The 18032-nt window shown below is 64.0% G+C and carries 16 protein-coding genes; 4 read left to right on the plus strand and 12 right to left on the minus strand.

What is annotated here, in order from left to right:
- Positions 1 to 21: 21 nt before the first annotated feature.
- Positions 22 to 2427: a xylulose 5-phosphate 3-epimerase gene (locus GA645_RS20795; protein ID WP_152224963.1), complete on the minus strand. Its 2406-nt coding sequence runs from the start codon at positions 2425 to 2427 to the stop codon at positions 22 to 24.
- Positions 2428 to 2549: 122 nt separating this feature from the next.
- Between GA645_RS20795 and GA645_RS20800 the strand changes: the two genes are divergently transcribed.
- Together GA645_RS20800 and GA645_RS20805 are read left to right on the plus strand one after the other, a co-directional pair.
- Positions 2550 to 3971 (plus strand): MBL fold metallo-hydrolase RNA specificity domain-containing protein, encoded by a 1422-nt coding sequence (locus GA645_RS20800; RefSeq protein ID WP_152224965.1) that lies wholly within the window; start codon positions 2550 to 2552, stop codon positions 3969 to 3971.
- Between the two features lie 163 nt (positions 3972 to 4134).
- Positions 4135 to 5208, plus strand: coding sequence for an LOG family protein (locus GA645_RS20805; RefSeq protein WP_152224968.1), 1074 nt, complete (start codon positions 4135 to 4137; stop codon positions 5206 to 5208).
- Between the two features lie 49 nt (positions 5209 to 5257).
- On the opposite strand, the gene recX is transcribed toward GA645_RS20805, so the two are convergent.
- The 3 genes from recX to GA645_RS20820 form a co-directional block, all read right to left on the minus strand.
- Positions 5258 to 5722 (minus strand): recombination regulator RecX, encoded by a 465-nt coding sequence (recX, locus tag GA645_RS20810; protein ID WP_152224970.1) that lies wholly within the window; start codon positions 5720 to 5722, stop codon positions 5258 to 5260.
- Positions 5723 to 5727: 5 nt separating this feature from the next.
- Positions 5728 to 6783 (minus strand): recombinase RecA, encoded by a 1056-nt coding sequence (gene recA / locus GA645_RS20815; protein WP_152224972.1) that lies wholly within the window; start codon positions 6781 to 6783, stop codon positions 5728 to 5730.
- Between the two features lie 85 nt (positions 6784 to 6868).
- Positions 6869 to 7381, minus strand: coding sequence for a CinA family protein (locus GA645_RS20820; RefSeq protein ID WP_152224974.1), 513 nt, complete (start codon positions 7379 to 7381; stop codon positions 6869 to 6871).
- 82 nt (positions 7382 to 7463) lie between these two features.
- Between GA645_RS20820 and mutS the strand changes: the two genes are divergently transcribed.
- Complete coding sequence (mutS, locus tag GA645_RS20825; protein ID WP_178119585.1) at positions 7464 to 10037, plus strand: DNA mismatch repair protein MutS; 2574 nt, start codon at positions 7464 to 7466, stop codon at positions 10035 to 10037.
- 66 nt (positions 10038 to 10103) lie between these two features.
- Positions 10104 to 10427, plus strand: coding sequence for a ferredoxin FdxA (gene fdxA, locus GA645_RS20830; RefSeq protein WP_152224976.1), 324 nt, complete (start codon positions 10104 to 10106; stop codon positions 10425 to 10427).
- Between the two features lie 433 nt (positions 10428 to 10860).
- Here the strand turns inward: fdxA and rpoS are convergent, their stop codons facing one another.
- The 8 genes from rpoS to GA645_RS20870 form a co-directional block, all read right to left on the minus strand.
- Complete coding sequence (rpoS, locus tag GA645_RS20835; RefSeq protein WP_152224978.1) at positions 10861 to 11865, minus strand: RNA polymerase sigma factor RpoS; 1005 nt, start codon at positions 11863 to 11865, stop codon at positions 10861 to 10863.
- Between the two features lie 95 nt (positions 11866 to 11960).
- Entirely contained in the window at positions 11961 to 12779 is an 819-nt protein-coding gene (locus GA645_RS20840) for a peptidoglycan DD-metalloendopeptidase family protein (RefSeq protein ID WP_372239813.1), read from the minus strand.
- A 106-nt stretch (positions 12780 to 12885) separates the two neighbouring features.
- Positions 12886 to 13521 carry a protein-L-isoaspartate(D-aspartate) O-methyltransferase gene (locus GA645_RS20845; protein WP_152224982.1) on the minus strand — a complete coding sequence of 212 codons (636 nt, stop codon included), beginning with the start codon at positions 13519 to 13521 and terminating at the stop codon, positions 12886 to 12888.
- A gap of 25 nt (positions 13522 to 13546) precedes the next feature.
- Positions 13547 to 14305 carry a 5'/3'-nucleotidase SurE gene (surE, locus tag GA645_RS20850; RefSeq protein ID WP_152224984.1) on the minus strand — a complete coding sequence of 253 codons (759 nt, stop codon included), beginning with the start codon at positions 14303 to 14305 and terminating at the stop codon, positions 13547 to 13549.
- The gene (gene truD, locus GA645_RS20855) at positions 14293 to 15351 is read right to left on the minus strand and encodes a tRNA pseudouridine(13) synthase TruD (RefSeq protein WP_152224986.1); all 1059 of its coding nucleotides are present in this window, start codon (positions 15349 to 15351) and stop codon (positions 14293 to 14295) included. The genes surE and truD overlap by 13 nt, the downstream gene beginning before the upstream one ends.
- A complete protein-coding gene (gene ispF, locus GA645_RS20860) occupies positions 15348 to 15821 on the minus strand; it encodes a 2-C-methyl-D-erythritol 2,4-cyclodiphosphate synthase (protein ID WP_017521207.1) in 474 nt (157 codons plus the stop codon). Before ispF ends, truD begins: the two co-directional genes overlap by 4 nt.
- A 75-nt stretch (positions 15822 to 15896) precedes the next feature.
- On the minus strand, positions 15897 to 16748 hold the full coding sequence (gene fghA, locus GA645_RS20865; protein ID WP_152224988.1) for an S-formylglutathione hydrolase: 852 nt from the start codon (positions 16746 to 16748) through the stop codon (positions 15897 to 15899).
- Between the two features lie 51 nt (positions 16749 to 16799).
- On the minus strand, positions 16800 to 17912 hold the full coding sequence (locus tag GA645_RS20870) for an S-(hydroxymethyl)glutathione dehydrogenase/class III alcohol dehydrogenase (RefSeq protein ID WP_152224990.1): 1113 nt from the start codon (positions 17910 to 17912) through the stop codon (positions 16800 to 16802).
- Positions 17913 to 18032: the final 120 nt, after the last annotated feature.

The following is an 18032-nucleotide window of genomic DNA, read 5'->3' on the forward strand; positions in this document are numbered from 1 at the left end:
TTGCGCGCCGTACCCATTCCTTCAACGCAACAACGCCGGATCACCCTTTCCCGCCACCGCCGCCGTCTCTTCGGGCGTCAGCAGCGCGGTGCGCGGAACGTCCATCAGACGCGCACAGGCAACCAGCACATTGGCCCAACAGGCGCGGTTGGCAAACAGCATGCCGGCCTCATCGAGCGTGCCACCCTGGTTGCGATAACCCAGCACCGAGGTTTTCAGCGCATCGGGCAGGATCGGCCAGAGATGCCCACGCGCCACCTCCGGACGCATGTGCGTCAGCAGTACCCGGCGCTCGCAATGATCCGGGAATAGCCTTGCAGTCAGCGCCTCGTCGGCGACCGCCTGCAGCTCCCAGTTGTCGCGCGGGGCGCGGAATCGCCCGGGTTCCTGCAGGTAGACCAACCGATACGGGTAGCCGGCTTCCTCCAGGCGCATTGCTGCGCGGCGCATCTCCGCCAGTTGATAGCTGCCGTTGGCGATCAGCAGCAGCGGATTGCTGCCCGGATGCTCCTCCAGCACCAGCGCGCCATCACGCGCCAGCTGCTCGGCCTGGGCGCGGCTGAACTCCGAAGGTCGTTCGCGCTTGGGAATCACCATGCAGGTCAGTTGCCCACGGCTGCGATAGATCTCCGGCAGCAGCGCCAATGCACTGTTGTGGTCGGCGGGGAAGACCACTCGCACCATATCGCTCATCTCGCCGAGCAGCGCCTCGCAGAACGTGGTGTCCTGGTGTGACTGCTGGTTCTTGCCGTTCTCCCAGGTATGCGAGGTCGCCACCAGCGGCCAGCCGAGCCAGCCGGCGGGCCGGCCGACTTCCTTCTGCTGGCGGGCGAAGAGGATCGTCTGGCGCACCGCTCCCAGCATCTTCACACAGAAGGCCTCATAGCTCGCCACCAGATTGAGCCCGCCCTGGTTGGCGAGGCAGGCGGAAACCACCGCCTCCTCGTTGAGGGCAGTGATCACTCGCCCGTCGACGGCCTCCAGCTCGCTTTCCGGCTCACATACCCGGTGCTTGAGTGCCTTGAGGATGCCGCCCAGGCGATTGCTCGCCAGCTCATCCGGGTTGCCGACGCGAGCGCGCAGGTCGGGGTTCGCGGCGCACATTTCCACATAGAAGCGGTCCAGCGCCGCCATTGGCGAACAGAAATCGCTGCGGTAATGCAGTTCGGGAATCGAGGGCTCGATGGGACGGCGCACCGCCAGCGGGTTGTCTCGCTCCAGCCCCCGGCCGGCGCGGGAGGCGCTGAACAGCGCACAGGCATCGGCCAACTCCTGCGGCTCGACCCAGAGCGGCGCCACGTGCTGGTTGAACAGCTCGCGCGCTTCGGCATTTTCACTCGGATTACCCGGCAGCGGCAGGTTATGCGCCGCATTGCTGCCCGCGCCATAGAAGCCAAAGCCCTTGACCGTTTCGGCGATGCCGTAGGGGATCGGTAATGGGTAGTGGAGGATGCCACGGGCCATTTCCTCCACTCGGTGCTCCAGCCGCTGCTCCATTTCCCACAGGGCGCAGACGAAGGCGGCGGGGTCGCGCCCGTCGAAGCTGATCGGGTCGAAACCGCAGCGGCGCAGGTGCTGCTTGAAGCCTTCCAGCCCTTCGTGGGTACCCAGGTCCGTGCGCTGCTCGATGCGCCGGCCGTTGGCGATCATCACCGGTAACGCCGCGCCACAATCCTCGGCGCGCCACCAACGGGGAATCCAGTCGCTGCCGCGCTGCTCCTCGGCCGCACCGTCGGAAAGGAAGGCCACTAGGGTCTCCCCCGGCAACGGCATGTGCGCATACATCAGCTCGGCGAAACCGAGGTAGCCGCCTTCGGCGATACCCCCCGCGGTGTGCGGATTGACGTGGCTACCCAGCGGTGCGGCAACCTTACCGTCCGCCGCCTGGACATAGCTGTAGAAGTCCTGCACCAGGCGATTCAGACCGTTATCACCCTGTCCGTAGGCAGCGGCCTGCTCGGCATGCAGATTGCCGGTCAGCACGTTCAGCGCGTCGATGGCCGCCACACAGTGCCCCTGCCCCATCAACCAGCCCCGCGTCTTGCCGCTCAGCGCATTGAGCGCCAGGTAGCCCGCGTAGGCCGGCACCATGTTCAGCGCGCCGCCCGTGTGCCCCTCGGGTTGCGCCTTGAAGTCTTCGACCTCAAGCGGCGCGCCGTCCAGGCGCACGCGCTGGGCATAGGTCATGTGCGCGACCAGCCAGAGGCCGGCGCAGGTCAGTTGGTCCAGTGCGCTGAACAGCCGGTAGACACTGGCCAGGTCCGGCTGCAGCCGGTACTGGACCAATTGATGAGCCATGCGAAAGACCGCCGCCCGGGTCTGCGCGCTATGCTGAAGCGGACCTCGGCCATGCAGCCACTGGGCATATTCCGGATTGGCTGCCGCATGGGCGGCAAGCTCTTCCGGACTGGGCAGGATCTGGGACATATCGACTCTCCTCGGGTATGACAGGAAGTCTAGGTCGCCAGGCCGATGGGGCGCTGATATGTATCAACGCCCCGCCCAGGCAATCGGGCAAGGCTGAAAGAGAATTCCGACAAGGAGGCGACATGGCGCTACTCACCTTCATCGGTGCGATCCAGGAAGTCACCGGTTCCTGCTATCTGCTGGAAACCCACGACGGCGTGCGCGTGCTGCTCGAATGCGGCATGCGCCAGGGACGCAGCCCGAGCAAAGGCACCCGCGACAACGAAGCGAGCAACCGCACACCCTTCCCGTTCGACCCCAAGGAACTCGACGCGGTGGTACTGTCCCACGCCCATCTCGACCACAGCGGCCTGCTGCCGCGACTGGCGAAGGAAGGCTACACCGGACCGATCTACGCCACCGAATCCTGCTGTGACCTGCTGGAACTGATGCTGATGGACTCGGCACACATCCAGGAAAAGGACGCCGAGTGGGAGAACAAGTGGCGAGCCCGCCTCAACCGTCCCCTGGTGAAACCGCTTTACACCCTGGAGGACGCCTCCCGCGCACTGAACCAGCGCCGCCGCGTCAGTTACGGCAGCACGGTCGATGTAGCACGGGGCATTCGCGTCACCTTCCACAACGCCGGCCACATCCTTGGCTCGGCCATCGTAGAGATCGAGATCCACGAATTCGGCATGACTCGCCGCCTGGTGTTCTCCGGCGACCTGGGCAGCACCTGTTCGCCGCTGATGCGCACGCCGACGCCGCTGACCCGCGCCGACGTGGTGCTGTTGGAGTCCACCTACGGCGACCGCGACCACCGCGACGCCAACGAGACGCTGCTGGAACTGGCCGGCATCCTCGCGCAGGCGCAGAGTGACGGCGGCAATGTGCTGATACCGTCCTTCGCCGTCGGCCGCACCCAGGACCTGATCTACTACCTCGGCCGCTTCTACCAGGAAGGCCGGCTACCGCAGCAGGTGGTCTACCTCGACAGCCCGATGGCCGCCCAGGCCAACCGCATCTACCTGCAGCACATCGGCGAGATCGCCGACGTCGATCGTGAGTACATGCGCGGCACCGGTACGGCGAAAGAGGGGGAATGGCTGCCGATCCTGCGCACCACCCAGAGCGCCGAGGAGTCCATGGCGCTCAATCGCATCCAGAGCGGCGCGATCATCATCGCCGGCAGCGGCATGTGCACCGGCGGACGGATCGTCCACCACCTCAAGCACAACCTCTGGCGCGAGGAGTGCCATATCGTCTTCCCTGGCTTCCAGGCCAAGGGCACACTGGGGCGCGCCATCGTCGACGGTGCCGAGAGCGTCCGCATCCTGCGCCAACGCATCGGCGTGAAAGCGCAGATCCACACCCTCGGCGGATTCTCCGCTCACGCAGGACAATCGCAATTAATTCAGTGGGTTGGCCACTTCGAGCACAAACCCGAGCTATACCTGATACATGGCGAACGAGAAAAGATGGATGCGTTGCAGAAAGCGCTCCACGAACGCCTTAACTGGAACGCGAACATTCCGGAACCGGGGGACCGGATAGCGATCTGAAGTGGAGGTCTCACGGACTGTCACACCCTGCGTGTCAGACTGCACAGGCCTCCTGCATGAGACCTGTGCATGACGCACGCGATACCCGCCATGGCGACACCTTGCGTGAACGGCTGCGGCGCATGGACAGGCCAACAGGGGTTGATGAACAAGGAGTATCAACATGCCCTATGAGCCCGACGACTACCTCTCCAGACACTTCCAGACCAGCGGCACGGACCTGACGCAGAAGATCGAGGAACTGGCCGAACTGGCCGCCCCCGGTGACAGCCAGAACCTGCCGCTGTACCGCGAGATGCTCACCACCGTCGCCCGCATGGCCCAGGCGGACCGCAACCGCTGGGACGCCAAGATCATGCTGCAGACTCTGCGCGAGATGGAACACGCCTTCAGTATCCTGGAGCAGTTCAAGCGTCGCCGCAAAGTCACGGTATTCGGCTCGGCCCGCACGCCGGTCGACCACCCCGTCTACGCCCTGGCGCGCGAGCTGGGCGAAACCCTCGCCCGCTATGACCTGATGGTCATCACCGGTGCCGGTGGCGGCATCATGGCCGCCGCCCACGAAGGCGCAGGCCTTGAAAACAGCCTCGGCTTCAACATCACCCTGCCCTTCGAGCAGCATGCCAATCGCACCGTGGACGGCACCAGCAACCTCCTGTCGTTCCACTTCTTCTTCCTGCGCAAGCTGTTCTTCGTCAAGGAAGCGGACGCTCTGGTGCTCTGCCCCGGCGGCTTCGGCACCCTCGACGAAGCGCTGGAAGTCCTGACCCTGATCCAGACTGGCAAGAGCCCGCTGGTGCCCGTGGTTCTGCTCGACCAGCCAGGCGGACACTTCTGGGATCACGCCCTGGAGTTCATCAAGGAACAGCTCGAAGACAACGGCTACATCCTGCCCAGCGACATGAACCTGATGAAGCTGGTGCACTCGGCGGAAGAAGCAGTCGAGGAAATCGCCCAGTTCTACAGCAACTTCCACTCCAGCCGCTGGCTCAAGGACCGCTTCGTGATTCGCCTGAACCACCCGTTGAGCAACCGCGCACTGGAATTGCTGGAGCAGGAATTCGGCAGCCTCTGCGTGACCGATGGCTTCCACCAGCAGCCCTACAGCGAGTCGGAGCTGGACGAACCGGAGTTCTCCCAACTCACCCGCCTGGCCTTCGCCTTCAATGGTCGCGACCAGGGGCGGCTGCGCGAGCTGTTGAATTTCATCAACCAGCCGGAAAACTGGGCTCGCTGATTCATGGCCCCAAAACGAACAAGGCACCCTTGCGGGTGCCTTGTTCGTTTCAGTCGTCCGACTGTCGACCGCTCAGCACTCGACTGATGGCCTCCATCGAATAGCCTCGATAGCTCAGGAACCGCCCTTGCTGAGCTCGCTCGCGTGCGTCCTGTGGCAGCCGGGCGAACTTGCGGCGCCAGACTTCACGCAGGTTTTCGCTCCAGTCGACACCCGATTCGCTCAAGGCGCTATCGATTTCGCCACGGGGCAAACCACGCTGCGACAGCTCCTCGCGAATCCGCACCGGACCGTAACCGGCCCGCGCGCGACTGGCGATGTAGCTTTCCAGATAGCGGCTTTCGTTGAGCAACCCCTCCTCGGCCAGACGGTCGAGGGCGGGGTCGATCAGTTCCTGCACAGCACCACGTTGCCGCAGCTTGCGCGAGAGCTCAGCACGGCCATGCTCGCGTCGCGCCAGCAGGTCCATGGCGACCCGCCGCACCGCGACGGGGTTATCGAGCTCGACGGCCATGGCTATCAGTAGTCGGCTTCAGCTTCCGCTTCGGCTTCCGCCGCTGCGAGCTCGGCCTTGGTCGGCGCCGGCTGGTTGGTCAGCAGTTGCTCGCGGATGGCCTTGTCGAGGGTGTTGCAGATCTCGGTGTTGTCTTCCAGGAACTTGGCGGCGTTGGCCTTGCCCTGGCCGATCTTGTTGCCCTGGTAGCTGTACCAGGCGCCGGACTTCTCGATCAGGCCCAGCTGCACGCCCAGGTCGATGATCTCGCCGGTGCGGTAGATGCCGCGGCCGTACATGATCTGGAACTCAGCCTGACGGAAGGGCGGTGCAACCTTGTTCTTCACGACCTTGACGCGGGTTTCGCTGCCGACCACCTCGTCGCCTTCCTTCACCGCGCCGGTACGGCGGATATCCAGGCGGACCGAGGAGTAGAACTTCAGCGCGTTACCACCGGTGGTGGTTTCCGGGTTGCCGAACATCACGCCGATCTTCATACGGATCTGGTTGATGAAGATGACCAGGCAGTTGGCATTCTTGATGTTGCCGGTGATCTTGCGCAGGGCCTGGGACATCAGGCGCGCCTGCAGGCCAACGTGCTGATCGCCCATCTCGCCTTCGATTTCGGCTTTGGGTACCAGCGCGGCCACGGAGTCGACGATGATCACGTCAACGGCGTTGGAGCGCACCAGCATGTCGGTGATTTCCAGGGCCTGTTCGCCGGTGTCCGGCTGGGAAACCAGCAGGTCGTCGACATTGACGCCCAGCTTGCCGGCGTAGTCCGGGTCCAGCGCGTGTTCGGCGTCGACGAAGGCGCAGGTGGCGCCGGCCTTCTGGGCCTGGGCGATGACGGACAGGGTCAGGGTGGTCTTACCCGAGGATTCCGGACCGTAGATTTCGACGATACGGCCCTTCGGCAGGCCGCCGATGCCCAAGGCGATGTCCAGGCCCAGCGAGCCGGTGGAGATGGCCGGAATGGCCTGACGCTCATGGTCGCCCATGCGCATGACCGCGCCTTTGCCGAATTGGCGTTCGATCTGTCCCAGGGCCGCGGCCAGGGCGCGCTTCTTGTTCTCGTCCATTGAAGTCCTCGCGAAGTCAGGGGGCCGGACGGCCACGAACAACTGTATAAGTAGCCAGTATTATTCCACAGGGCAAGCCGCTCGCCTACCCCTGGAGCGGATTTTCCCCGTCCGCCAGTCGCAACAGCCCGGCCAGAGCGGTCGCCACGGTCTGCCGGCGCACAGCCTCCCGATCACCGGCATATAGGCGGCGTTCGCTGAACACCCGTTCGCCTTTCCGCCAGGCCAGCCAGACGGTGCCTACGGGCTTCTCGGCGGAACCGCCATCCGGACCAGCAACGCCGCTGACCGCGACGGCGATATCCGCGCCGCTACGCGGCAACGCACCGGCAACCATCGCCTCGACCACCTCCCGGCTCACCGCACCAACCTCGGGAAACAACTCGGCCGGCACATCCAGCTGGCGGGTCTTCTGTGCATTGGAATAGGTAACGTAGCCGGCCTCGAACCACGCCGAGCTGCCGGGAATACGGGTGATCGCCTCGGCGATCCCGCCGCCGGTGCAGGATTCGGCGGTGGTGACGCGCAGCCTGTTGGCGGCGAGTCGCGCCCCCAGTCGGGCAGAGAGTTCGGTAATCGTGGAATCGGTGACGGGCACGGCGCGCTCCGGGGTTAAAGAAGGCCAGGCGGATACCGTACACTAGGCGCTTTTGCATGTTGAAGCCGGACAGCCAGAAGCCATGAGTCAAAGCGACCTCTCCGCCCACACACCGATGATGCAGCAATATTGGCGACTGAAGAATCAGCACCCGGATCAGCTGATGTTCTATCGCATGGGCGACTTCTACGAGCTGTTCTACGAGGACGCCAAGAAGGCCGCCAAGCTGCTCGACATCACCCTGACCGCGCGTGGCCAATCCGCTGGCAACTCCATCCCCATGGCGGGCATCCCCTTCCACTCCGCCGAGGGCTACCTGGCCAAGCTGGTGAAGCTCGGCGAATCGGTGGTGATCTGCGAGCAGATCGGCGACCCGGCCACCAGCAAGGGCCCGGTGGAGCGCCAGGTGGTGCGCATCCTCACCCCCGGTACCGTCAGTGACGAAGCGCTGCTCGACGAGCGCCGCGACAACCTGATCGCCGCCGTGCTGGGTGACGAGCGTCTGTTCGGCCTGGCCGTGCTGGACATCACCAGCGGCCGTTTCAATGTCCAGGAAATAAAAGGCTGGGAAACCCTGCTGGCCGAACTGGAACGCATGAACCCCGCCGAACTGCTGATCCCCGACGACTGGCCCCAGGGCCTGCCGGCGGAGAAACGCCGTGGCGCGCACCGCCGCGCGCCCTGGGATTTCGATCGCGACTCGGCGAAAAAGAGCCTGTGCCAGCAGTTCGGCGTGCAGGACCTCAAGGGCTTTGGCTGCCAGGAACTGACCCTGGCCATCGGCGCCGCCGGCTGCCTGCTGGCCTACGCCAAGGAAACCCAACGCACCGCCCTGCCGCACCTGCGTAGCCTGCGCCATGAGCGCATCGACGACACCGTGATCCTCGACGGCGCCAGCCGCCGCAACCTGGAGCTGGATACCAACCTCGCCGGTGGCCGCGACAACACCCTGCAATCGGTGGTCGACCGCTGCCAGACCGCCATGGGCAGCCGCCTGCTGACCCGCTGGCTGAACCGCCCGCTACGCGACCGCGCCGTGCTCGAAGCCCGCCAGGAGTCCATTGCCTGCCTACTGGAGCGCTACCGCTTCGAAATCCTCCAGCCGCAACTGAAGGAAATCGGCGACGTCGAACGAATCCTCGCCCGAATCGGTCTGCGCAACGCCCGCCCGCGCGACCTCGCTCGCCTGCGCGACGCTCTGGCCGCCCTGCCGGAACTGCAGAACGGCATGACCGAGCTGGAAGCACCGCATCTCGGCGAACTGGCTGGTAGCATCCGCACCTATCCGGAACTGGCCGACCTGCTCGCCCGCGCGGTGATCGAGAATCCGCCTGCGGTGATCCGCGATGGCGGCGTGATCGCCCGTGGCTACGACGCCGAGCTGGACGAGCTGCAGATGCTCAGCGAGAACGCCGGCCAGTACCTGATGGACCTGGAAACCCGGGAGAAGGCCCGCACCGGCCTGCCGAACCTGAAGGTCGGCTACAACCGCATCCATGGCTACTACATCGAACTGCCCCGCGTGCAGGCCGAACAGGCGCCCGCCGACTACATCCGCCGGCAGACGCTGAAAGGCGCCGAGCGCTTCATTACGCCGGAGCTAAAGGCCTTCGAAGACAAGGCTCTGTCCGCCCAGAGCCGAGCGCTCGCCCGCGAGAAACAGCTCTATGAAGAGCTGCTGGAACTGCTGATCGACCAACTGGCACCGCTACAGGACACCGCCGCCGCGCTGGCCGAGCTTGATGTACTGTCGAACCTCGCCGAACGTGCGCTGAACCTCGATCTGAATCGCCCGCGCTTCGTCGAAGAGTCGGGCATCCTGATCGAACAAGGCCGCCACCCGGTCGTCGAGCAGGTGCTGGATACGCCGTTCGTAGCCAACGACCTGAACCTCGACCAGGACACCCGCATGTTGGTGATTACTGGTCCGAACATGGGCGGTAAGTCTACCTATATGCGGCAAACGGCGCTGATCGTGCTGCTCGCTCATATTGGCAGCTTCGTCCCGGCGGCGCGCTGCGAATTGTCGCTGGTGGACCGTATCTTCACCCGTATCGGCTCCTCGGATGATCTGGCCGGCGGTCGCTCCACCTTCATGGTGGAGATGAGCGAAACCGCCAACATCCTGCACAACGCCAGCGACCGCAGCCTGGTACTGATGGACGAAGTGGGCCGCGGCACCAGCACCTTCGATGGCCTGTCGCTGGCCTGGTCCGCCGCCGAGCATCTGGCCAAGCTGCGCGCCTTCACCTTGTTCGCCACCCACTATTTCGAGCTGACCGTGCTGCCGGAAAGTGAGCCGGCAGTGGCCAACGTGCACCTCAACGCCACCGAACACAACGAGCGCATCGTCTTCCTGCACCACGTGCTGCCCGGACCGGCCAGCCAGAGTTACGGCCTGGCAGTGGCACAACTGGCCGGCGTTCCGGGTGCGGTAATTCAGCGCGCCCGCGAGCACCTGGCTCGCCTGGAAACCACCAGCCTGCCCCACGAAGCCCCGCGCTCCAACGACTCGAAAAGCCCGGCGCCGCTGCAGAGCGACCTGTTCGCCAGCTTGCCGCATCCGGTCGTCGACGAGCTGATGCGCGTCACCCCCGACGACCTGACGCCGCGCCAAGCTCTCGATTTGTTATATGCATGGAAGATGCGAGTCTGACGGACCGTGAAACAAGCTGTTAGAATCGCGCGCGCTTAGCCGCCCGCCTGAGGAGAGAATTAGAAAATGACCTTCGTCGTCACCGACAACTGCATCAAGTGCAAATACACCGACTGCGTGGAAGTCTGCCCGGTCGACTGCTTCTACGAAGGCCCGAACTTCCTGGTCATTCACCCGGATGAGTGCATCGATTGCGCCCTGTGCGAACCGGAGTGCCCGGCCCAGGCGATCTTCTCCGAGGACGAGGTCCCGGATGGCATGCAGGAATTCATCGAGCTGAACAAGGATCTGGCTGACGTTTGGCCGAACATCACCGAGAAGAAGGAATCGCTGCCGGACGCCGAAGAGTGGGACGGCAAGCCGAACAAGCTGCAGCACCTGGAGCGCTGATCTCCGAAAAGGCCCGCCTCGCGCGGGCCTTCTTATTTCTGCTGTGCCACTTTTTCGCGGGCAAAAAAAAGGGGCGGGATAACCCGCCCACTCTTTCTTCCCTAATTCATCATCCTGATGAATCGCCATCCTGCGATGTCCTGACCGGCATCCTTACCGGCCTGCGCCTTTCCGTGTACGCAGGAGTGATATTACTCGGCTCCCGCATCGCAGCAACCGGGCCAGTTTGCCCCATGCGCCCCTCTCCTACGCTGATGCAGAGAAATAAAATCCTTATAAAACAATAAGATAAAAAATATTGCAGCTTAGGCGAGCAGCATTTGAAGCTGAACACTCACACGCCGCGTAAGCGAATGCTTACATCGAGACGCATAAAAAAGCCCGGAATCATCCGGGCTTTTTTGGGGTCGATCCGTGTTAACGGAACAGGGCGCTACTGGAACAGGGCGTCGCTGGAGAGACCATTCTTCTCGAGTATCTCGCGCAAGCGCTTGAGTGCCTCGACCTGGATCTGGCGAACCCGTTCGCGGGTCAGGCCGATTTCCTGCCCAACCTCTTCCAGTGTGCTGCTTTCATGCCCACGCAAGCCGAAGCGACGGATCACCACTTCCCGCTGCTTATCGGTCAACTCCGACAACCACAGGTCGATGCTCTCGCTGAGGTCATCGTCCTGCAGCAACTCGCAGGGGTCGGTCGGCCGGTCGTCCGTGAGCGTATCGAGCAGCGTCTTGTCGGAGTCCGGGCCAAGCGAGACGTCCACGGAGGTCACCCGCTCGTTGAGGCCCAGCATGCGCTTGACCTCGTCTACTGGCTTCTCAAGCAGGTTGGCGATTTCCTCGGGCGAGGGCTCGTGGTCCAGCTTCTGGGTCAGCTCACGAGCCGCCCGCAGGTAGACATTGAGTTCCTTGACCACATGGATCGGCAGGCGAATCGTGCGCGTCTGGTTCATGATGGCCCGTTCGATGGTCTGTCGAATCCACCAGGTCGCATAGGTGGAGAAGCGGAAGCCACGTTCCGGATCGAACTTTTCCACCGCCCGGATCAAGCCGAGGTTGCCCTCTTCGATCAGATCAAGCAGCGAGAGGCCGCGATTGACGTAGCGCCGCGCGATCTTCACCACCAGACGCAGGTTACTCTCGATCATTCGACGTCGGCCGGCAGGATCGCCCTTCTGCGCAAGGCGCGCAAAGTGGACTTCTTCTTCCGGGGTCAGCAACGGCGAAAAGCCGATTTCATTGAGATACAGCTGGGTCGCGTCGAGCGCCCGCGTGTAGTCGATGTGCTTGTGTTGCTTGAGAGAGGAGAGTGTTGAGGCTTTGGGAGTGACTTGAAGCGATACCTGCTCTTCGGCAAGCGACTCTTCAAAAATGATGCCGGGCTCCAGAAGGAGCACTTCATCATCGACGTCAAACTCCGGCCCTTCTTTTTTAAGTGCCATGTCGTTATCCCTTGCTGAGTTCGACAACAAGCCCAGGTGCGTCCTTATCCTTAGGACACCGAGGCCCGCTCACCCACGCAGGGGAACAGCAAACGTCAACGACTTGGCAGGTATTGCAGAGGATCTACAGGCTTACCCTGGCGGCGAATCTCAAAGTGCAGCTTCACCCGGTCAGTCCCTGTGGAGCCCATCTCGGCAATGTTCTGCCCGACTTTGACCTGTTGCCCTTCCCGCACCAGCAACCTGCGGTTGTGACCGTAGGCGCTTACGTAGGTATCGCTGTGCTTGATGATCACGAGTTCGCCGTAGCCCCGCAAACCACTACCGGCATACACAACCGTGCCATTGGACGCAGCCAAGACAGGCTGGCCCAATTGCCCGGCTATATCAATCCCTTTATTCAAACTGCCGTTTGATGCAAAACGCCCAATCAGGGTGCCGTCGGTTGGCCATATCCACCCACTCACACCACCGCCCGAAGGCGCGGGAGTTGCGGTGCTGGCGCTGGCCTGCGACGAAGGTGTCGCCGCTGGCGAAGTCGGTTTACTGGCACTGGACGTCGTAGTAGCCGGTTTATTGACAACCACCGGAGCGACGGGCGCAGAATTTTTGGCGACGGACGGTTGTGCCGTAGAAGAGCCGCCATCGAAGCGGATCGCTTGTCCGGGGCGAATGGTATAGGGCGCGTCAATGTTGTTGCGCGCGGCCAGGGCTTTCCAGTCCCAGCCGTAGCGGAAGGCAATGGAATACAGGGTGTCGCCGCGACGTACGACGTACTGCCCGCTGGTCACGGCCGGCTTGCGCGCAGAGGCGCCGCCGTCGACCACGGTGGTGCCGCTACGTGACGAGGATGAACAGGCTCCCAGCAGAGAGCAAACGGCAATGGCCAGCACAGCATGGCCCAGGCCCTTGATCCAGTTCCGTTGTCGCAGGGTCGCTGTCAAGCTCACCCATCCCCCTTATCCATGAATTACGTCCAGCCTGTTGGCCGGTATTGTATCCGCTGCCGCTGCGCCTGTTTCAGCCCAGCGGGCCGTTGAGCAGCGGAACGAAGCGTACCGAGTCCAGCACCTGGCGCTGGAATCCATCCTCGGTGCGTACGATCAGCAACAGTTGCTGGACCTCGCCGCCACCCACCGGGATCACCAGGCGCCCACCCGGCGCCAGCTGGTCCAGCAAGGCCTGCGGGACTTCGGCCGCCGCCGCGGTGACGATGATGCCGTTGTAGGGTGCCAGAGCTGACCACCCTTCCCAACCATCGCCCCAACGAAAGACAACATTTCGCAGGTTTAGCTCCGCAAGTCGCTCTTTCGCACGATCCTGCAGCGCCTGGATACGCTCGACCGAGAACACCCGCTCGACCAATTGCGACAACACGGCCGTCTGGTAACCGGAGCCGGTGCCGATCTCCAGCACCTTGTCCAGGGGACCTGCCGCCAGCAACAGCTCGGTCATCCTCGCCACCATGAAGGGCTGCGAGATGGTCTGGTTATGCCCGATCGGCAGCGCCGTGTCTTCGTAGGCGCGATGCGCCAGCGCCTCGTCGACGAACAGGTGGCGCGGCGTGCGGCGAATCACTTCCAGCACGTGCGCGTTGGAAAGCCCCTCTTCGTACAGACGCTGAATCAGGCGCTCGCGGGTGCGCTGGGAGGTCATCCCGATCCCGCCGCGGCGAGACATTTCATTGGCCATGGTCGAGCCCTCCGATCCAATCGCCAAGGATATTGAACGCCTCACGGAAGGTCCGGTCCATCTGCAACGGCGTGATGGACACGTAGCCCTGCATCACCGCATGGAAATCAGTGCCCTCCCCGCCATCCTCGGCGTCGCCGGCGGCGGCGATCCAGTAACCTTCCTTGCCACGCGGGTTGACCACCTTCACCGGTGCGGCGGCGCGGGCGCGATGCCCCAGGCGGGTCATCTGGATGCCACGCACGCGATCCAGCGGGAGGTTGGGGATGTTCACGTTGAGCACGGTGCGCGGCGGCAGATCGAGCTTCTCGTGGGACTCCACCAGCAGACGCGCGAAGTGCATCGCGGTGGGCAGGTTGTCCGTCAGGCGCGAGCACAACGAAAAGGCGAACGCCGGGCGGGACAGGAAGCGCCCCTCCAGGGCAGCCGCGACGGTGCCCGAATAGAGCACGTCGTCACCCAGGTTGGCGCCCAGGTTGATCCCCGATACGACCATGTCCGGCAATTCATCCAGCAGGCCGTTGAGGCCCAGGTGCACGCAGTCGGTCGGCGTACCGTTGAGACTGATGAAGCCATTGCCCAGGCGATGGGGATGCAGCGGCCGGTCCAGCGTGAGCGAACTACTCGCTCCGCTGCGGTCGGCTTCCGGGGCGATCACGACACAGTCCGCATGATCGGACAGCGCGTCGTAAAGCGCGGCGATACCGGGTGCAGTCACCCCGTCGTCGTTGGCAATCAATATGCGCATGGGTTTTCCGTCTGCCCTGCCGGCACGAGTTCGATCAGCTCGCGCACGACCGCGGTGGCGAAGCAGCCAGCCGGCAGGACGAATTCCAGTTGCAGAATGTCAGGGGCGGGATAATGCCATGCCAGGCTCGGGATGGGGAGGCGCAGAATGCGCCGTTCGTGCGCCAGGTCCGCACCGGCAAGCCACTGGCAAAGCGCCATCTCCGCCTGTTGCACACTGCGCTCGAGGTCGCCGGGCGCACCGCTGGCCGGTGAATCGCCTTCGCCCCACATCGGCCCAGTGGGATGCAGGTCCAGCGCTGCCAGGCGCGGATCGGCACACTCCGCCTCTCCCGCCGGGAAGAAGCTGCGGCTATCGGTGAAGGCCAGCAGATCGCCGACCTGCGCCTGGTTCCAGATTCCTTGCGCCACGCGTTGCGCCAGTACCTGATTGAAGAGGTAGCTGCGTGCTGCCGACAGCAGGCGCGAACGGATATTGCGGTGGTCCGGCAGCTTGCCGCGTTCGGCGAAGCCCCGTGCGTCGAAGACGTTGCCGCCACCGTGGCCGAAGCGCTGGGTACCGAAGTAGTTGGGCACGCCGATGGCCGCGATGGCCTTCAGGCGTGCATCCAGCTGCTCCCGGTCCGCCTGCAGCTCGGTCAGGCGCAGGGTGAAGCCGTTGGCCGAGTGCGCGCCGCGCTGCAGTTTGCGGCGATGGCGGTTGCGTTCGAGGATGCGCAGGCTGTCGTCTTCGGCGGCCGACAGGTCCGGATCGGACTTGCCCGGCAGGTGCAGGCTGAACCACTGGCGGGTCAGTGCCTGGCGATCCTTGAGGCCGGCGTAGCTGATCATTTTCACCGGTACACCGGCGGCGCGGGCCAGGCGACGTGCCGCTTCCTCGGTGTTCAGGCCACGCTTTTCCACCCACAGCCAGAGGTGTTCACCATCACCCGACAAGGGAATGTCCAGTACTTCGTCGACCTGGAAGTCCTCGGCCACGGCCTTGAGCACGCCTCGCCCGCAAGGCTCCCCATGGGCGCACGGCCCCAGCAGCTCCAGCTCGGTCATGCGCGGCTCAGCAGGGCAACGGCGTGTACCGCGATGCCCTCTTCGCGGCCGGTGAAGCCGAGTTTCTCGGTGGTGGTCGCCTTGACGTTGACCTGGTCCAGTTCGACCTTCAGGTCGGCGGCGATGGTCTCGCGCATGGCCTGAATGTGCGGCGCCATCTTCGGTGCCTGGGCGATGATGGTGGTATCGACGTTTTCCACTTTCCAGCCTTTTGCCTCCACCAGAGACAGCACGTGGCGCAGCAGCACGCGGCTGTCGGCGCCCTTGAACTGCGGGTCGGTGTCGGGGAAGTGCTTGCCGATGTCACCCAGCGCGCAGGCGCCGAGCAATGCGTCGGAAAGGGCATGCAGCAGCACGTCGCCGTCGGAATGGGCGATCAGCCCGAACTTGTGGGGAATGCGCACCCCGCCAAGGGTGATGAAATCGCCCTCGCCGAAGCGATGCACGTCGTAGCCATGTCCGATTCGCATGAAAAAACGCCCTGTTGAAGTCAGGGCGTCGATTCTACCGGATCAGCGTTGCCATGCGGCGACACCCCGACCTTCTCAGCTATAGAGCACTTGGGCGTGATGCCGCAAGTGATCCTCGATGAAGCTGGCGATGAAGTAGTAGCTGTGGTCATACCCCGGCTGCAAGCGCAGCTCCAGCGGATGACCGACTGCAGCCGCCGCTTCACGAAGGGCTTCGGGCTTGAGCTGAACGGCCAGGAAGTCGTCGCGATCGCCCTGGTCCACCAGTATCGGCAGGCGCTCGCTGGCATTTGCCAGCAGTTCGACCGCATCCCACTCCCGCCAGGCAGCCGGGTCTTCGCCAAGGAAGCGGCCGAGCGCCTTCTGCCCCCAGGGACAGTCGCTCGGATGGGTGATGGGCGCAAACGCTGACAACGACAGATAGTGCCCCGGATTACGCAACGCGCAGACCAGAGCACCGTGGCCGCCCATGGAGTGGCCACTGATGCCGCGCCGCTGGGACACCGGGAAATTGGCCTCGACCAGCGCAGGTAGCTCCCGCACTACATAGTCATGCATGCGGTAATGGCGCGACCAGGGTTCCTGGGTGGCGTTGACGTAGAAGCCGGCGCCAAGGCCGAAGTCCCAGGCGCCGTCCGGATCACCCGGCACTTCAGGGCCACGCGGGCTGGTGTCCGGCGCGACGATGACCAGGCCCAGCTCGGCCGCCATGCGGTGGGCACCGGCCTTCTGCATGAAGTTCTCGTCGGTGCAGGTCAGCCCGGACAGCCAGTACAACACCGGCAGGCCCGCCTCGGGCTCGGCCTGGGGCGGCAGGTAGACCGCGAAGACCATGTCGCAGCCGAGCGTTTCGGAACGGTGGCGATAGCGCTGATGCCAGCCGCCAAAACTCTTCTGGCTGCTGATCAGTTCGATGGAATCCGTCATGGGAACCTCCTCTCCTGTGAAGCCGGGCGCTCAAGGCGCCCGGCTACCCGATCAGTAATGGATGACGGAACGGATGCTCTTGCCTTCGTGCATCAGGTCGAAGGCCTCGTTGATCCTCTCCAGCCCCATGGTGTGGGTGATGAAGGTATCCAGCGGGATTTCGCCCTTCTGCGCCTTCTCCACGTAGCTCGGCAGCTCGGTGCGACCCTTCACGCCGCCAAAGGCGGAGCCACGCCAGACGCGACCGGTGACCAGCTGGAACGGACGGGTGCTGATTTCCTGGCCGGCACCGGCGACGCCGATGATGGTGGATTCGCCCCAGCCCTTGTGGCAGCACTCCAGCGCCGCGCGCATCAGCTGCACATTGCCGACGCACTCGAAGGAATAGTCCACGCCGCCGTCGGTCATCTCGACGATGACGTCCTGGATCGGCTTCTGGTGATCCTTCGGATTGACGAAGTCAGTGGCGCCCAGTTGCCTGGCGATGTCGAACTTGGACGGGTTGATGTCGATGGCGATGATGCGCGCGGCCTTGGCCATCTTCGCACCGATGATCGCCGCGAGGCCGATGCCACCCAGGCCGAAGATGGCGACGGTGGCGCCCTCTTCCACCTTGGCGGTGTTCAGCACCGCGCCGATGCCGGTGGTCACGCCGCAACCGAGCAGGCAGACCTTCTCCAGCGGCGCCTCTTCGGGGATCTTGGCCAGGGAGATTTCCGGCAGCACGGTGTACTCGGAGAAGGTCGAGCAGCCCATGTAGTGGAAGATCGGCTCGCCCTTGTAGGAGAAGCGGCTGGTGCCGTCGGGCATCAGGCCCTTGCCCTGGGTGGCGCGCACGGCTTGGCAGAGGTTGGTCTTGCCGGATTTGCAGAATTTGCACTCACGGCATTCAGCGGTGTACAGCGGGATCACATGGTCGCCGACCTTCAGCGAGGTGACGCCCTCGCCCACCGCTTCAACGATGCCACCGCCCTCATGACCGAGGATGCACGGGAACACCCCTTCGGAATCCTGGCCGGACAGGGTGTAGGCGTCGGTATGGCAGACGCCGGTGGCGACGATGCGTACCAGCACTTCGCCCTTCTTCGGCGGCGCCACATCGACTTCGACGATTTCCAACGGCTGGTTGGGAGCGAAGGCGACGGCGGCACGGGACTTGATCATCTGGAAACTCCTGAACGAAGGAAAACGACAACGCCCGCTGCGCGGACGGGATTCGGCAGCAGGGCCGAGAAACCGGCGACGGGCCGTAGCCACGTCGGAGATTGCCGGGGCCGCTCATGG

Source organism: Pseudomonas sp. SCB32 (assembly GCF_009189165.1).
Lineage (GTDB): Bacteria > Pseudomonadota > Gammaproteobacteria > Pseudomonadales > Pseudomonadaceae > Pseudomonas.

Excerpts from the sequence above, each read along its gene's own strand:
- GA645_RS20795 (WP_152224963.1), bottom strand. The coding sequence starts at position 2,427 with ATGTCCCAGATCCTGCCCAGTCCGGAAGAGCTTGCCGCCCATGCGGCA.
- GA645_RS20800 (WP_152224965.1), top strand. The coding sequence starts at position 2,550 with ATGGCGCTACTCACCTTCATCGGTGCGATCCAGGAAGTCACCGGTTCC.
- GA645_RS20805 (WP_152224968.1), top strand. The coding sequence starts at position 4,135 with ATGCCCTATGAGCCCGACGACTACCTCTCCAGACACTTCCAGACCAGC.
- recX (WP_152224970.1), bottom strand. The coding sequence starts at position 5,722 with ATGGCCGTCGAGCTCGATAACCCCGTCGCGGTGCGGCGGGTCGCCATG.
- recA (WP_152224972.1), bottom strand. The coding sequence starts at position 6,783 with ATGGACGAGAACAAGAAGCGCGCCCTGGCCGCGGCCCTGGGACAGATC.
- mutS (WP_178119585.1), top strand. The coding sequence starts at position 7,464 with ATGAGTCAAAGCGACCTCTCCGCCCACACACCGATGATGCAGCAATAT.
- fdxA (WP_152224976.1), top strand. The coding sequence starts at position 10,104 with ATGACCTTCGTCGTCACCGACAACTGCATCAAGTGCAAATACACCGAC.
- rpoS (WP_152224978.1), bottom strand. The coding sequence starts at position 11,865 with ATGGCACTTAAAAAAGAAGGGCCGGAGTTTGACGTCGATGATGAAGTG.
- GA645_RS20845 (WP_152224982.1), bottom strand. The coding sequence starts at position 13,521 with ATGACCTCCCAGCGCACCCGCGAGCGCCTGATTCAGCGTCTGTACGAA.
- surE (WP_152224984.1), bottom strand. The coding sequence starts at position 14,305 with ATGCGCATATTGATTGCCAACGACGACGGGGTGACTGCACCCGGTATC.
- truD (WP_152224986.1), bottom strand. The coding sequence starts at position 15,351 with ATGACCGAGCTGGAGCTGCTGGGGCCGTGCGCCCATGGGGAGCCTTGC.
- ispF (WP_017521207.1), bottom strand. The coding sequence starts at position 15,821 with ATGCGAATCGGACATGGCTACGACGTGCATCGCTTCGGCGAGGGCGAT.
- fghA (WP_152224988.1), bottom strand. The coding sequence starts at position 16,748 with ATGACGGATTCCATCGAACTGATCAGCAGCCAGAAGAGTTTTGGCGGC.
- GA645_RS20870 (WP_152224990.1), bottom strand. The coding sequence starts at position 17,912 with ATGATCAAGTCCCGTGCCGCCGTCGCCTTCGCTCCCAACCAGCCGTTG.